Origin of the sequence: Streptosporangium sp. DT93 (assembly GCF_049844535.1) — a bacterium.
In the GTDB taxonomy this organism is placed as follows: domain Bacteria; phylum Actinomycetota; class Actinomycetes; order Streptosporangiales; family Streptosporangiaceae; genus Streptosporangium.
In genome coordinates this window covers 142877-158256 of record NZ_JBNCLF010000005.1, presented here as the reverse complement: position 1 = coordinate 158256, position 15380 = coordinate 142877, and the positions used below count along the sequence as shown (strand labels likewise).

The window sequence follows — 15380 nt, the reverse complement described above, 5'->3', positions numbered from 1 at the left end:
ATGGTCATCGATCTGAACGCCGATCTGGGCGAGGGGTTCGGCATCTGGCGGCTGGGCGACGACGCCGCCCTGCTGGAGGTGGTGACCAGCGCCAACGTCGCCTGCGGCTTCCACGCCGGTGATCCGCTGACCATCCGCCGCACGTGCGCGGCCGCGGTCGACCGGGGGGTGGCGATCGGTGCCCAGGTCTCCTACCGGGACCTGGCCGGGTTCGGCCGCCGCGAGATGGACGTCGACGCGGAGGAGCTCTGCGCCGAGGTGCTGTACCAGCTCGCGGCGGTCGACGGCATCGCCAGGGCCATGGGCGGACGGGTCTCCTACGTCAAGCCGCACGGCGCCCTGTACAACCGGATCTGCCGCGACCCCGAGCAGGCCGGGGCGGTGGTGGCCGCGGTCGCCGACCACGACGCGAGCCTGCCGGTGCTGACCCTGCCGGGGTCGGCCGTCCACGAGATCGCCTCCCGCGAGGGCGTTCCGACCGTCGTGGAGGCCTTCGCCGACCGCGCCTACACCGGGGCGGGCACGCTGGTCCCGCGCCGCTCCCCCGGGGCGGTGCTGCACGATCCGGCCACGGTCGCCCGGCGGGCGGTGCGGATGGCGACCGAGCGGGTGGTCGACGCGGTGGACGGCACCCCGGTGGCGGTCGAGGCGCGCTCGATCTGCGTGCACGGCGACACCCCCGGCGCCGTGCTGCTGGCCCGGGCGGTGCGCGACGGCCTGGTGGACGCCGGGGTGACGCTGAGGGCCTTCGCGTGACGGGCACGCGCGGGAGGGCCCGCGTTGACGTGCCCGGCGTGAACGGGCCAGGCACAAAAGGGCCGGGTGTCAACGGGCCAGGCGTGAACGGGTCCCGCGTGCGGGGCGCCGGGGGCGTGAGGGGATCGCGCCCGGGGCCACCGGTCAGGGCCGCCCGGTGATCCGGCGGGCCGGGGAGCACGCGCTGCTGGTGGAGACCGGCTCGCTGGAGGTCTCCCACCGGCTGGACGCCCTGCTGCGGGCCGACCGGCCGGCCGGGGTGGTCGAGATCGTGCCGGGTCCCGCCACGGTGCTCGTCACCGCGCCGGGGGCCGACGCGGCGCGGCTGCGCGAGCACCTCGCCCGCCTGCTGGACGCCGCGGCCCGGCCGGGCACGGGCGACGGCCCCCGCCCGGCGACCGTGACCCTCCCGGTGGTGTACGACGGCGCCGACCTCGACGAGGTGGCCGCGCTGAGCGGGCTCTCCCGGGACGAGGTGGTCGAGCGGCACACCTGTCTGGAGCTGACGGTGGGCTGGCTGGGGTTCGCCCCCGGGTTCGCCTACCTCACCGGGCTGGACCCGGCGCTGCACGTGGCCCGGCTGGACACCCCGCGCACGTCGGTACCGGCCGGGTCGGTGGCGATCGCGGGCCCGTACTCGGCGGTCTACCCCTCGGCCTCCCCCGGCGGATGGCGGCTGCTCGGCCGCTCCGCCACGGCCGTGTGGGACGTGGACGCCGATCCGCCCGCCCTGCTCACGCCGGGGACGCGGGTGCGTTTCGAGGCGGTCCGCGCACCATGATCGAGGTGATCGCGCCGGGGCCGTACGCCACCGTGCAGGATCTCGGCCGGCCGGGGTACGCCCACCTCGGGGTGCCGCGTTCGGGTGCCGCGGACGCCCCGAGCCTGCGGCTGGCCAACCGCCTGGTCGGCAACCCCGAGGGCGCGGCCGGGATCGAGCTGACCTTCGGCGGCGCCCACCTGCGCCTCACCACCGGGGCCTGGGTCGCCGTGACCGGGGCCCCCTGCCCGCTGGAGGTCCGGCACTCCCCGGGCAGGGGGGACGGCGCGGTCGTGCCGCAGGGGATGTGCGCGCCGTTCTGGGTCCCGGCGGGCGGGCGGCTGCGGGTGGGGGCGCCCGAGCGCGGTCTGCGCTGCTACGTCGCCGTCCGGGGCGGCCTCGACCTGCCCGTCACGATGGGGAGCCGCTCGACCGACTCCCTGTCCGGACTCGGCCCCGCCCCGCTCCGCGCCGGAGCCGTCCTGCCCCTGGGAGCGACCGGCGGCCTGGCGGCGATCACCGTGGACGCGGCGCCCCAGCCGCTCCCGCCGGCGGGGACGGCCCTCCTGCGGGTCCTGCCGGGGCCCCGGGACGACTGGTTCGCCCCGGGCGCGCCGGCGACCCTCTGCGCGGAGCCGTACGAGGTCAGCCAGGACAGCAACCGGGTCGGCCTGCGGATGCGCGGCGCCCCGCTGGAACGGGCACGGCAGGACGAGCTGCCCAGCGAGGGCATGGTGGCCGGGGCCGTCCAGGTGCCGCCCAGCGGTCAGCCGATCGTCTTCCTCGCCGACCATCCGCCCACCGGCGGGTACCCGGTCGTAGGGGTCCTGACCTCGGCGGATCTCGCCGTGGCCGCCCAGCTCCGCCCCGGTGACCGGGTCCGCTTCCGCCTCGCCTGAACCGCTCGGTCCGGCCGGTTTCCCGCTCGGCCCGGGCGGGTTTCCGGTCTGATCGGGTCCCCCGCTCGGTCCGGCCGGGCCCCCCGCTCGGTCCGGCCCGGTCTCCGCTCGGTTCGGTCATGTCGCCGGTCGGGCGGCGACCGTGACGGGGACGGCGGCGGGAAGCGCCGCCACGGGACCCCCGGGGGTCACCGGCGTCCCGGGGACCGGTTATCGTCACTATGACGATTGAGGAGATCGCATGTCACTCGCCGACATACTCGCCCCCCTGATGCGGCCTGCCTTCACCCTGGGCACCACCCCGACCACCTGGGCCGAGCTCCTGGGGTTCGCCACCGGCATCCTCACGGTCTGGCTGGTCGTCCGCCAGAACATCTGGAACTGGCCGATCGGCGTCGTCAACGTGATCCTGCTCGGCGCGGTGTTCCTGACCGCCAAGCTCTACGCCGACGCGGCCCTGCAGGTCGTCTACGTCGCCCTCGGCCTGTACGGGTGGTGGCAGTGGCTGTACGGCGGAGCCGGGCGGACCCCGCTCCCGGTCCGCCGCACCGGGCCGGGCGAATGGGCGGTGCCGGCCGGGTGCGGGATCGCCCTCACCGCCGCGCTCACCGCCGTCCTGACCAGGTGGACCGACTCGGACGTACCGTTCTGGGACGCCCTGACCACCGCGCTGTCGCTGCTGGCCACCTACGGGCAGAGCCGCAAGCTGGTCGAGTCGTGGTGGCTGTGGATCGCCGCCGACGTGATCTACATCCCCCTCTACCTCTACAAGGGCCTCCACCTGACCTCCGCCCTGTACGTGATCTTCCTGGGGCTCTGCGTCGCCGGGCTGCGGGCCTGGCGCGCGGACCTGGCGTCCCGCCCCTCCCCCGCCGCGCCGCCGGACGAGCGGGTGGCACGGTGACGAGCGCCCCCGAGTTCGCCCACGGGCTGGTGATCGGCAAGTTCTACCCCCCGCACGCCGGCCACCACCACCTGATCGACACGGCCGCCGCCCGGTGCGCCGCGGTGAGCGTGGTGGTCGCCGCCTCGACCGAGGAGACCGTCCCGCTGGCACTGCGTGCCGCCTGGCTGCGCGAGGCGCACCCGCAGGCCAACGTGACGATCGCCCCGGTGGTCGACGACGTCGAGATCGACTACGACGACCCGGAGATCTGGTCGGCGCACGTCGAGGTGTTCCGGCACGCCCTCGCCCTGGCGCACGGACGGGTCCCCGAGATCGACGCGGTCCTCTCCTCCGAGGCGTACGGGCCGGAGCTGGCGCGCCGGTTCGGCGCCGTCGCCGTCGACGTCGACGCGGGGCGGGTGCGGTTCCCGGTCAGCGGGACGATGGTCAGGGACGATCCGGCCTCCTGCTGGGACTACCTCTCGGCGCCCGTACGGGCCCACCTGGCGTGGCGGGTGGTGGTCGTCGGCGCGGAGTCCAGCGGCACCACCACGCTGGCCAGGTCCCTGGCCGCGCACTACGCGGGACGCGGCGGGCCGTGGGCGGCGACCCGCTGGGTTCCCGAGTACGGCAGGACGTACTGCGAGGAGAAGCTCGCACGGGCCCGCCGCCGCGCCAAGGACGCCGGGCTGCCGGAACCGTGGCTGGACGACCTGCGCTGGGAGTCGCAGGAGTTCGCCCTCATCGCCGAGCGCCAGCTCGCCTGGGAGGAGGCCGCGGCCAGGACGGGGTCGCCGCTGCTGGTCTGCGACACCGACGCCTTCACCACCGCCCTGTGGCACGAGCGCTACCTCGGCGTCCCCTCCCCCGAGGTGACCGCCGTGCACCGTCGCGCCCGGCACGACCTGTGGATCCACACCTCGGTGCGGGACGTGCCCTTCGAGCAGGACGGCTGGCGCGACGGGGAGGCGATCCGCCACGGCATGGACGCCCGTTTCCGCGAGGAACTGGCCGCCGCCGGGATGCCGCACCTGGTCGTCACCGGCTCCCCCGCCACCCGGCTGGAGCGGGCCGTGGCGGCGGTGGACGCCCTGCTGGAGCGGGGCCGGCCCTTCGGGCCGCCCTGACGCCTCACCGCGATCCGACGCCCCGCCACGACCTGACGACCCGCTGCGGATCGACGCCCCGACAGGCCTGATGCCTCACCACGGCCTGACGGCCCGTCACAGGTCGACGATCCGTCGCGGACCGGCGCCTCACCGCAGGAAGCCGATGTCCTGGTATCTCAGGTCGAGGAACCCGCGTGCGCCGAAGTTCGCCAGCGTGTCCTTGACCGCGACGTTCTGCGGGCGCTGGTAGAGCGTCACCACGTTGACCGCCTGCCAGATGAGCCTGTCGGCGGCGTTGGTGTCGGCGACGGCCTCGGCGGGGTCCAGGTCGGCGGTCGCCCTGTTCATGGCGGCGTCGATCCGCGGGGAGCCGATGCGGCCGAGGTTGGCGTTCCACTGCCGGGTGCCGTCGGCGCGCCGCGTGGCGTCGGCGTACTGCCCGTAGGCGCTGGAGACGGGATAGGGCGTGCCGACGTACGCGAACGCGGTGATGTCGTAGTTGCCGGGGATGACGTACTTGGTGAAGTAGTCGTCGGTGGGCACCGACTGCAGGGTGACGCCGACGCCGATCCGGGCGAGCATGTCCTGGACGAGCTCGGCCTCGGACTTGGTGATCTGCAGGCCGGACGGCACCACGAAGCGCAGGGTCAGCTCCCTGCCGTCCTTCCTGCGGGTCCGGCCCTCCAGCCGCCAGCCCGCCGCGTCCAGCTCCCGTGCCGCCGCGGCGGGGTCGTGGCGGCCGGTCTCCCCGGCGTTGTCCCGGTACCCCTCCTGGGTGTTCATGAAGAAGTGGTTGTTCAGCAGGACGATCGGCCAGTCGAGCCCCTGCAGGTCGGACTGGGCGATGGCCTGGCGGTCGATGCCCATGGCGACGGCCCGGCGGACCCGGGGGTCGGACAGGGCGGCGCTCTCCCCGTTCATCGTGACGTGCCGGAAGTCCGGCCCGGCCGCCTGCCGGACGACCGCGCCCGGGGTGGCCTTGGCGCGGGCGTAGTCGGGGGCGGACGGGGCGATGTCGAAGGTGTCGAGCTCCCCGTTGCTGAACGCGCCGACCAGCGCGTCGCTCTCCAGGGAGCTGTAGATGATCCGGTCCAGCTTGGCACGATCCCCCCACCAGCGGTCGTCGCGGGCCAGCGTGACGGTCTTGGCGGTCGGGTCGAACGAGACGAACCTGAACGGGCCCGCCGTCACCGGGATGCGGTTCAGCCAGGCGTTGTTGAACGCCTCGGGGGTGGCGTTGGTGGTGCGGGGGTAGAGCGGGGCGAACAGCGACTGCCAGTCGCCGAAGGGCTTGGCGAAGGTCACCACGACCTGGTGGTCGTCCCGGCCCCTGGTCACCTTCTCGATGTCCTGGTAGCCGGTGGTGCTCGCCACCCGGTAGTCGCCGTCGCGGCCGCTCATCGCCTGCCACTGGGCCCGGTAGTCCTCCCAGGTGATGGGGGTGCCGTCGGACCATCGGGCGCGCGGGTCCAGGGTCAGCGTGACGACCTGCCGGGGCCCGGCGGAGGTGACCCTCCCCCGGGTCAGGTAGTCGGCGTTCGGGGCGATCTGCCCTTTGGCGTCCGAGCGGAAGGGGGAGGGCATGAGGGCGTCGACGACCTTCTTGACCGTGGTCAGGTTGCCGTCGATGTGGTTGAGGTTCCAGTTGGACGGATACTCGTTGAGGCCCCAGCGCAGGACGCCGCCGTCGGCGACCCGGTCGCGGGCGACCGGGTTGACGTCGGAGGCCTTGACCGCCGAGGCGGGTGGTCTGCGCGCTCCGGCGCCCTCGTCCCGGGCGCCGCACCCGGTCAGGGCGCAGGGCAGGAGAAGGGCCAGGAGCAGGACCGGGAGGACGGCCGGGAGCGGGCGGGGCGGCGGAGCCGGGAACGCGTCCACCTGCCGGATCGATGTCACTGTCTTCCTCCCGGGACCTGGGGCTGGGCGGACGGATGCGGACGGCTCGCGTGGCTGGTTCACGGGACGAGGGACCTCTCGGCGAAGTGGCAGGAGACGCCGTGGTCGTCCCCCAGCTCCCGGATCCGTGGCTCCTCGCCCGCGCAGCGTTCCCGGTCGGACTCTCCGAGGGTCCGCAGCAGCGGGCAGCGGGTGCGGAACCGGCAGCCCGAGGGCGGGTCCGCCGGTCCGGGAAGGTCTCCGTGGAGCATGATGCGGTTCCTGGAACGCTCCAGGTCGGGATCCGGGAGCGGGATCGCCGACAGCAGCGCCCGCGTGTAGGGGTGCAGCGGGGTGTCGTAGACCCGCTCCACCGCCCCGATCTCGGCGATCGCGCCCAGGTACATGACCGCGACCCGGTCGGCGATGTGCCGCACCACGGCCAGGTCGTGCGCCACGAACAGGTACGACAGGCCCAGCCGGGACCGCAGCTCCCCCAGCAGGTTGAGCACCCCGGCCTGGATGGAGACGTCGAGCGCCGAGACCGGCTCGTCCAGCACGACCAGCCGGGGCTCCAGCGCGAGGGCGCGGGCGATGCCCACCCGCTGGCGCTGCCCCCCGGACAGGTCCTGCGGGTGACGGGCGGCGTGGCCGGGCTCCAGTCCGACCAGGCCGAGCAGCTCGCGGATCCTCGGCCCCGGCCTGCGGGCGCCGTGCGCGCGCAGCGGCTCGGCGAGGATGTCGTACACGGTCATCCTGGGGTCGAGGGAGGCCATCGGGTCCTGGAAGACCACCTGCACGTCGCGCCGGACGGCCATGCGGTCGCGGGCGCTCATCCGGGAGGTGTCGTGGCCCAGCACCGTGATCCGGCCCCGCTGCGGGGCGGCCAGCTCCAGGATCTCCATCAGGGTGGTCGTCTTGCCGCAGCCGGACTCCCCGACCAGGCCGAGGGTCTCACCCTCGCGGACGTCGAAGCCGACGCCGTCCACCGCGCGGACCGTGCCGACCCTCCGTCGCAGGAACGTCCCCTTCGTCAGCGGGTAGTGCCTGGCCAGGTCCTCGACGGCCAGGACCACCTCGCGCCCGGCGCGCGGACGCGGCCCCGCGACGAGGGGCTCCTCGGTGTCGCGCACGCCGTACACCTGGGCCGGGGTCCAGCCCGACGCCTCGATCTCGCCGGCGCGCAGGCAGGCGGCGAGGTGTCCGGGCGAGCCGGCGGGCACCGGCTCGGGTTCGGTCGCGGCGCAGGCCGCCACGGCGATCGGGCAGCGCGGCTCGAACGGGCAGCCCGCGGGCAGCGCCGCCGGTGAGGGAGGACTGCCCGCGATGGGCACCAGCGGCCGCTCCCGGCCGCGGTCCAGACGCGGGACCGAACCGAGCAGGCCCATCGTGTACGGCATGCGGGGGCGGTGGTAGACCTCCCTGACCGGGCCGACCTCGACCGGGCGCCCGGCGTACATCACCAGGACCCGGTCGGCGAATCCGGCCACCACGCCCAGGTCGTGGGTGATGACGACGATCGCCGCGCCGGTCTCCCGGCGTGCCGTCTGGAGCACCTGGAGCACCTGCGCCTGGATGGTGACGTCGAGCGCGGTGGTGGGCTCGTCGCAAAGGATCACGTCGGGGTCGTTGGCGATCGCCATCGCGATCACCACGCGCTGGCGCATCCCGCCGGAGAACTCGTGCGGGAACGCCCGGGAGCGCCGCGCGGCGTCGGGGATGCCGACCAGGTCCAGCAGCTCGACGGCGCGCCTGGCCGCCCGCGCGGCGCCGACCCGCCGGTGCACGCGGATCGCCTCGGCGATCTGGTCGCCGACCCGGTAGACCGGGGTGAGGGCGGAGAGCGGGTCCTGGAAGACCATCGAGACGGTACGGCCCCGCAGGGCGGTGAGCTCCCGCTCCGGGGCGCCCAGGATCTCCCTGCCGTGCAGGCGCACCGAGCCGGTGACGCGGGCGTGCCCCGGGAGCAGGCCCATCACGGCCAGCGAGGTGACGGACTTGCCGGAACCGGACTCCCCCACGATGCCCAGCACCTCGCCGGGGCGGACCGCGAACCCCATCCCCCTGACGGCGCGGATCGCGGACGAGCCGGAGCCGAAGGTGACGTGCAGGTCGCTCACCTCGAGCACGGGGGCGGGCGCGTCCGGCGGGGAGACCCCGTGGCCGGGCACCGGGCCGGGATCGAGGAGGCCCGGCGGTCCGGCCCAGGGCTCCGCGCCCATGGACCCCATGGCCCCCTGGGGACCCGCGGGGCTCGCGGAGCGCTCGGTCGTCATCTCGTCCTCCCGTCCCGGTGCGAGGTGGGGTCCAGCGCGTCCCGCAGGGCGTCGCCGACCAGGTTCACCGCGAGCACCGTGAGGATCAGCAGGCCGGCGCAGAACCAGAACGTCCAGGGCGCGTAGACGGCCGTCCGGGCGCCGTCGGCGATGAGGCCCCCCAGCGAGACGTCGGGGGGCTGGATGCCGAAGCCGAAGTAGGACAGGGAGGTCTCGGTGAGGATCGCGGCGCTGACGTTCAGCGTGGTGTCGACGACCAGCAGCGAGGACATGTTCGGCAGGACGTGCCTGAAGATGATCGTCGTCGGCGGCACGCCCATGAACCTGGCCGCCTGGACGAACTCCCGCTCCCTGAGCGAGACCGTCACGCTCCGGACGATCTTCGAGGTGACCATCCACAGGAAGAGCGCGAGCACCAGCACGAACACCGGCCACTGTCCCCCGGCGAAGAGCGGGGACATGATCGCCAGGATCAGGAAGGCGGGCAGCACCAGCAGCAGGTCGGTCACCCAGGTCAGCGAGCGGTCGGTCCAGCCGCCGAAGTACCCGGCGAAGGCGCCGACCACGGCGGCGAGCGCGGTGCCGACCACCGCGGCGAGCAGGCCGACGACCAGCGACCTCCGCATGCCGCGGAGCGTGACCGCGTACACGTCGGCGCCGGTCTGCAGGGTCCCCCACCAGTGCTCGGCCGACGGCGGGGCCAGGAAGGCCGTGAAGTCCTTGGCGGTGTGGGTCCACGGGCTGAGGGAGGGGCCGGCGAAGGCCAGCAGGAAGATCAGCGCGAGCAGCGCGCAGCCCGCCCGGCCCCGGCCTCCCGCCAGCAGGCGTCCGGCGACCTGCCGCAGCCTGGTCGCGGGCGCCCTGACACCGTCACCGAGCCGCTGGTCGGCGAGCTCCTCGTCGGCGATGGTCATCCGCGGCTCACCCCGTCCGGACGCGCGGGTCGAGGAGGGCGTGCAGCACGTCGGAGGCCAGCGCGGCCAGCAGCACGGCCAGCGCGGCGAAGCAGCCGACCGCGGCGACGGTGTTGACGTCGTTGGTGGAGATCGAGTCGACCAGCCGCTCCCCCATGCCGTGCCAGCCGAAGATCTTCTCGGTGAAGGTGGTGCCGACCAGCAGCGCCCCGAAGGTGAAGGCGAAGTAGGTGACCGCGGGGATCAGCGCGGTGCGCAGCGCGTGCCGGGTCAGCGCGGCGCGGCGGCTGAGCCCCTTGGCCATGGCCGTGCGGACGAAGTCGGCCCCGAGCACGTCGAGCATCATGTTGCGCTGGTAGCGGCTGTAGATCGCGACCAGGCTCAGCGAGAGCGACAGGGTGGGCAGCACCAGGTGCTGCGCCCGGTCGAGCGCCACGGCGACCGGGCCGCCCCCCAGGCCGGGGGTCGCCTCACCGCTGACCAGGAAGACCTGGGCTCCGACCAGCTCGTTGAACCGGACCGCGGCGATGATCAGGATGTTGGCGAGCACCACGGTGGGCACGGCCAGCACGCCGAACGACAGGCCGGTCGAGATCCGGTCGAAGGCGCCGTACTGCCTGACCGCGGCGTAGGCGCCGACCGCGACACCGGTGACGCTGCCGAGGACCAGCCCGATCGTGATCAGGCGCAGGGTGACGCCGATCCGGCGCCCGAGGTCCTCGCCGACCGAGCCGCCGGTCACGGTACGGCCGAAGTCGCCGCGGACGACGGCCCCGCCCCAGGTCAGGTAGCGCTCCAGAAGGGGGACGCGGTCGTTGAGGTTGAGGTCGGACAGGCGGGCGTCGACGACCGCGGCGGGGATGGGAGGGTTGCGGCCCTCGTAGTTGGAGCGCGGGTCGAGCGCCGAGGCGGCCAGCATGTAGGCCAGGCTGGTGGCCACGACGATCAGCACCAGGTAGTTGAGCAGCCTGCGGGCCAGGAATCCCGCCATCGTTCCTCCTCCGTGGCCCGCCGCTGTCGGCCACCATCTTGCTACACTCTGCGACCGACAGGCTGCATAGCGTACCGAATCGGAGGCATCTCGGTGGACGACGGCGCCGGTGGAGCCGGCGGTCACTTCCCGGCGAGCTCGTCCACGGCGGCGCGCAGGTCGGCGCTGGTGATGGTGGTGAGGTCGGCGGCGCTGGCGGTGGCGTCGCCGAGGGCGGCCAGGCGGACGTCCCTGCGCATCGCGGCGCGTTCGAAGAGCGAGCGGGCGAACCTGCCGTTGCCCAGGCCGTCGATCAGGCCCTCGTCGCAGACCCAGGTGAAGACCTCGTCCAGGTCGCGCCGGGCGGCGTCGTCGAACCTGTCGCCCGACCCGTCGGCGAGCAGCACCGCGATCTCGGCGAGCTCCCGCGGGGAGTAGGAGGGGAACAGCACCCTCTGGCTGAACCTGCTGGCCATGCCCGGGTTGGAGGCGAGGAAGGCGCTCATCTCCCGCTCGTACCCGGCCAGGATGACCACCAGCCGGTCGCGGTCGTCCTCGGCCCGCTTGAGCAGCGTCTGCACGGCCTCGGTGCCGAAGGCGTCGCCCCCGCTGTAGCCGGAGTTGACCAGGCCGTAGGCCTCGTCGATGAAGAGCACCCCGCCGAGCGCCCGGTCGACCAGCTCGTTCGTCTTGATCGAGGTGGCTCCCAGGTGCTGGCCGACCAGGTCGGCCCGCTGGGCCTCCACCACGTCGGGCTGGGAGAGCAGCCCGAGGGCGGCGAAGATGCGGCCCAGGATGCGGGCCACGGTGGTCTTGCCGGTGCCCGGCGGGCCCGCGAAGACGAAGTGCCGCATCTGCGGCGGGGTGGGCAGGCCGCGCTCCTCGCGCATCCTGGCCACCCTGAGCTGCGCGGCGATCGCGTGCACCTGCCGTTTGACGGGCTCCAGGCCCGCCATCCGGTCGAGGTCGGCGAGCGCCTCCTCCAGGGAGGGGGCCGCCTGGTAGCTCCGGTAGCGGGCGGTGAGCTCGTCGAAGGCCTTGACGACGTCGCCCTCGGCGGTGGTGACGAGGTCCTCGGTGGTCGGCGCGCCGCCGGCCCCGACCACGCGCACGTCCCTGGCCTGGGCGGCGGCCTCCACCAGGCTGCGGACGAACCGGGCGTTGCCCAGCTCGTCGACGATCACCCGCCGGTGGACGTCCTCGAAGCGCGCGAGCAGGGCGGGCACCGCCTCCGGCGCCATCCGGTCGCCCCGGCGCCGCTGCAGCAGCTCGGTGATCCGCAGCAGCTCGTCGGGGGCGTAGCTGGGGAAGCGGACCCGGCTGGAGAAGCGGCTGGACAGGCCGGGGTTGGACGACAGGAAGGAGGTCATCTCCTTCTCGTATCCGGCCAGGATGACGATCAGCCGGTCGCGGTCGTCCTCGGCCCGCTTGAGCAGCGTCTGCACGGCCTCCGAGCCGAACCTGTCGGGCTGGCCGTCGCCGGAGTTGATCAGGCTGTACGCCTCGTCGACGAAGAGCACCCCGCCGAGTGCCCGGTCGACCAGCTCGTTCGTCTTGATCGCGGTGGCCCCGAGGAACTCGCCCACCAGGTCGGCCCGCTGGGCCTCCACCACGTAGGGGGTCTCCAGCAGGCCGAAGGCGTAGAAGATCTTGGCGACGGTCCTGGCCACGCTGGTCTTGCCGGTGCCGGGCGGGCCGACGAAGACGAAGTGCCGCATCGGCGGCTCGGTGGCGTACCCCGCCTCCTTGCGGAGCCTGGCGGCCTCGATCGAGGCGGCGATGGAGCGGACCTGCTCCTTCACCGGGGCCAGGCCGATCATGGCGTCCAGCTCGCCGAGGGCCTCCTCCACCGAGATCGGCGGTGGTACGTCCCGCTCGCCCGCCGCGACGGGGGCGGCGTGGCCGCCCTCGCGGACCCTGAGCCGGGCCTGGGGCTGCTCCGCCGTCGCCGCGGCCCGCGCCCGGCGCGCCTGGAGGAACCGGTGCACCAGCACCCCGCCCGCCGCGGCGTACGCGGCCCAGATCGCGACGGCGGGCACCAGGGCGGTGAGCAGCGTGCCGAACACGAGCGCCACCAGCGCGGCGGCGGCCAGGGCCATGGCCGCGGTCACCCACGGCGTGACCCAGCGGATCAGGTGGGCGGCGCCGCCCACGAGGGGGGCGAGCAGGATCAGCGCCGTCGAGACCGGGGAGTCCCAGCCGTACCCGCCGCGGACGACCATCAGCGCCGCCAGCCAGAGGAGGATCACCAGCAGGGTGGCGGCGGCGCGCGGGAAGCTCAGGGTCAGGGCGGTGAAGCTCAGCAGCGTCAGCGTGACGAAGAGCGTGTTCAGGACCGGCCAGCCGACGCCGAACGCCAGGGCGACCGCCCCGACCAGCACCGCGGCGTAGAGCAGCCTGCGCAGCGGGGGCGAGAGCCGGAAGTACCCCGACCGCACCTGCTCGAACAGATCCCGTGCGGCCGCGCGCCCCGCCGGCCGGGCCCTGCTGGATTCCCGCATCACGCCTCCCCGGTCCGCCCCCGGTTATACCGCACCGGAAGGACGTTTGCGCGTGCCTGAGCGTCGCGCCACGCCGCCGGTCGAGCACGATCAGATATCAGATGAGAGCGGATGAAAACGGCGTCCCGCGCGGCGTGGCCCGGCCGATGCCGTCCCGCGCGTCCCATGGTCACCGGGGCCGCTCCCGAGTCCCGCGCGCGGCGGGCCGCGACCGGGCCGCAGCCGGGCGTGACGACCCGGTCACCGGCGGCGGCCCCGGGCGGGGCACGGGCCCCAGGCCGCCGGTCGCCGCGCGGGCGGTCCGGGACACGGGCAGGAAAGTGTCACCGCGCGGCAAGCCGTGGCGTGCGGGAACGACCCGGCGGCGGGCCGGGCGCGGAGACGATCCCTTCGTGGAGAGCGGGTCAGTTTTCTGGGTCGGGTCGGTCAGGGGGATCGGGCCGGTCGCGGCCGGGACGTCCCTGGTGGCGTCCCGGGTAGTCGGCGACCGTCACCTCCTTGGGCGTGACCCTCAGCAGGGCGCTCTCGGCGTCGCCGATCGCGATCCCGCGTACCTCCGCCCAGAAGCGGCGGTCGAGGGGGTCCGCGACGAAGACCGCCACCCGGGGGTCGTGCTCGGCGGCGTCCCAGGCCTCGGACGCCGCGATCAGGCGCAGCTCGCCGCCGGGCCCGACCGAGCCGACCGCGCCGACGGCCAGCGTGCGCGGCCCGCCGGGGCCGGTGCAGGCGAGCACCACCTCCCGCGCGTGGGTGAAGGCGGCACGCACCTCCCCGCTGAGCCCCACCGAGGGGCCGGCGTCGCCGGGAAGACGGTCGGCGCAGCCGTCGCACATGACCAGCGAGCCCCGCCCCGGCCCCGGCGCCCCCCGCCACCACGCCCGTACGGCCCCGGTGGCGTACACCGCCACCGGCACGGCCAGCAGTACCAGGGCCGCCCGCCGGGCCCACTCCCCCGCCGGGACGGCTCCCAGCCCCGGCGCCACGACGGCCACCCCGAGCAGCGGCGCCGCCACGGCGGGCAGGACGAGGGCGAGTGCCAGCCCGCGGTCCGCGGTCGTGGCCCGGCTCAGGCAGGACGCGAGGCCGGGCCGGGCGCGCAGCCGTCCGAGGGCGAACGGCACGGCGAGCGCGACGAGCACGACGAGCGCGTTCAGGGCCCAGAGCCGCCGGCCTCCGGCGGCGACCGCCGCCGCGGCCACCGCGGACACCGACCAGGCCCGTCCCGCCACCAGCCAGAGGGTCACGTCCAGGTCGCGCCGGGCCGTACGGTCGTCGCCTGCCGCGGCGAACTCGGCCAGTGCCCTGACCGGCCGGCCGCGCCAGACGCCGGCCAGGACGCGCAGGACGAGCGGGACCGCACCGGACAGGAGCACCACCCCGGCGAGGACCGTCCACAGGATCCCCGGTGTCCCCGGTGTTCCTGGCACGCCCGGTGAGGACGGCGGGGACCACAGGTCCGGCAGGGACGGCAGGTCCGGCGGGGACGGCAGGTCCGGCGGGGACGGTGAGAAGAGCAGGCCGGCCACGATCGCGACGTAGGCGGCCACCGCGACCGGGGTGAGCAGGAGCGAGACCCCGAGCCAGGGGTCGCGGGCGAGCATCCCGGGGACGTACGGCCAGAGCCTGACCCGTCGCGCCTGCCGCAGGGTGATCGCCAGGACGGCGAGCGGCACCAGAGCGCCGCCGATCCGCGCGACCCCGGCCAGGCCGAGCCCGAACTCCGCCGCGCAGACGGCGACGAGCGCGAGGGCCAGCAGTGACCTGGTCTGTCGCGACCACGTCTCCAGGGCGCGCCTGGCACGGCCCGTCTCCCGGGGGTCGACCGGCCAGGCCGGGTCGTGGTGGGCGCGCGGGTGCTGCCGGCGCAGCAGGGTCAGGCCGAGGTTGATCCGGGCGCCGGTGTGATCCGGCAGCAGGCGCAGCGCGTTCCGGTAGGAGTCCTCGGCGCGGCGGTACTCGCCGCGCAGCAGCGCCAGATCGCCGGTCAGGACGTGCGGGTCGGGCTCCTCAGGGGCGTAGCGGACGGCCCTGGCGGCCTGCGCCCGCGCCTCGCGCCAGCGTCCCGGAACCCGGCGCAGCGCCGCGCCCAGGCGCATCCGCGCGGTCCAGGAGCCCGGCGCGAGGCGTACGGCCTCCTCGGCCGCGGCCACGGCCTCGGCGTCCCGGCCGAGTCTCTCGAACGCCAGGCTGGCCAGGCGGTAGCCCCAGTCGGCGCCGCACCCCGCTTCGGGCCTCGTGCCGGACTCCACTGCGGCTCTCACTCCGGAGTTCACCCCGGCTCTCGCCACAGATCCCGATCCCGCTCCGGATCCGGCGGCGGTTCCCGCCCTGGATCCCGCAGCGGATCTCGCGCCGGGTCTCATGCCGGCTTCCGCGTCGGTCCCGGGGGCGGGGCCGAGATCCAGGGCACGCCGGGCGGCCTCCAGGGCGGCCT

General features: G+C 74.9%; 11 protein-coding genes. 5 read left to right on the top strand and 6 right to left on the bottom strand.

Annotated features, from left to right (window positions below):
• The 5 genes from ACLQ2R_RS13405 (at position 1) to ACLQ2R_RS13385 (ending at position 4428) form a co-directional block, all read left to right on the top strand.
• Positions 1-756, top strand: a complete 756-nt coding sequence (locus tag ACLQ2R_RS13405) for a LamB/YcsF family protein (protein ID WP_425959799.1) — start codon at positions 1-3, stop codon at positions 754-756.
• A 157-nt stretch (positions 757-913) separates the two neighbouring features.
• Positions 914-1537, top strand: a complete 624-nt coding sequence (locus tag ACLQ2R_RS13400) for a 5-oxoprolinase subunit B family protein (protein WP_425959798.1) — start codon at positions 914-916, stop codon at positions 1535-1537.
• Complete coding sequence (locus tag ACLQ2R_RS13395; protein WP_425959797.1) at positions 1534-2415, top strand: biotin-dependent carboxyltransferase family protein; 882 nt, start codon at positions 1534-1536, stop codon at positions 2413-2415. The genes ACLQ2R_RS13400 and ACLQ2R_RS13395 overlap by 4 nt, the downstream gene beginning before the upstream one ends.
• Before the next feature lie 241 nt (positions 2416-2656).
• Entirely contained in the window at positions 2657-3319 is a 663-nt protein-coding gene (gene pnuC, locus ACLQ2R_RS13390; protein WP_425959796.1) for a nicotinamide riboside transporter PnuC, read from the top strand.
• Complete coding sequence (locus ACLQ2R_RS13385) at positions 3316-4428, top strand: AAA family ATPase (RefSeq protein ID WP_425959795.1); 1113 nt, start codon at positions 3316-3318, stop codon at positions 4426-4428. Before pnuC ends, ACLQ2R_RS13385 begins: the two co-directional genes overlap by 4 nt.
• A 129-nt stretch (positions 4429-4557) precedes the next feature.
• Here ACLQ2R_RS13385 and ACLQ2R_RS13380 read toward each other — a convergent pair whose 3' ends face one another.
• The 6 genes from ACLQ2R_RS13380 to ACLQ2R_RS13355 all read right to left on the bottom strand — a co-directional run bounded on the left by ACLQ2R_RS13380 (position 4558) and on the right by ACLQ2R_RS13355 (position 15207).
• Entirely contained in the window at positions 4558-6306 is a 1749-nt protein-coding gene (locus tag ACLQ2R_RS13380; protein WP_425959794.1) for an ABC transporter family substrate-binding protein, read from the bottom strand.
• Between the two features lie 59 nt (positions 6307-6365).
• Complete coding sequence (locus tag ACLQ2R_RS13375; RefSeq protein ID WP_425959793.1) at positions 6366-8561, bottom strand: dipeptide ABC transporter ATP-binding protein; 2196 nt, start codon at positions 8559-8561, stop codon at positions 6366-6368.
• On the bottom strand, positions 8558-9475 hold the full coding sequence (locus ACLQ2R_RS13370; protein ID WP_425959792.1) for an ABC transporter permease: 918 nt from the start codon (positions 9473-9475) through the stop codon (positions 8558-8560). Before ACLQ2R_RS13370 ends, ACLQ2R_RS13375 begins: the two co-directional genes overlap by 4 nt.
• A 7-nt stretch (positions 9476-9482) precedes the next feature.
• Complete coding sequence (locus ACLQ2R_RS13365) at positions 9483-10466, bottom strand: ABC transporter permease (RefSeq protein ID WP_425959791.1); 984 nt, start codon at positions 10464-10466, stop codon at positions 9483-9485.
• A gap of 122 nt (positions 10467-10588) precedes the next feature.
• Entirely contained in the window at positions 10589-12946 is a 2358-nt protein-coding gene (locus ACLQ2R_RS13360; RefSeq protein WP_425959790.1) for an AAA family ATPase, read from the bottom strand.
• 404 nt (positions 12947-13350) lie between these two features.
• Positions 13351-15207 (bottom strand): hypothetical protein, encoded by a 1857-nt coding sequence (locus ACLQ2R_RS13355; RefSeq protein WP_425959789.1) that lies wholly within the window; start codon positions 15205-15207, stop codon positions 13351-13353.
• Positions 15208-15380: the final 173 nt, after the last annotated feature.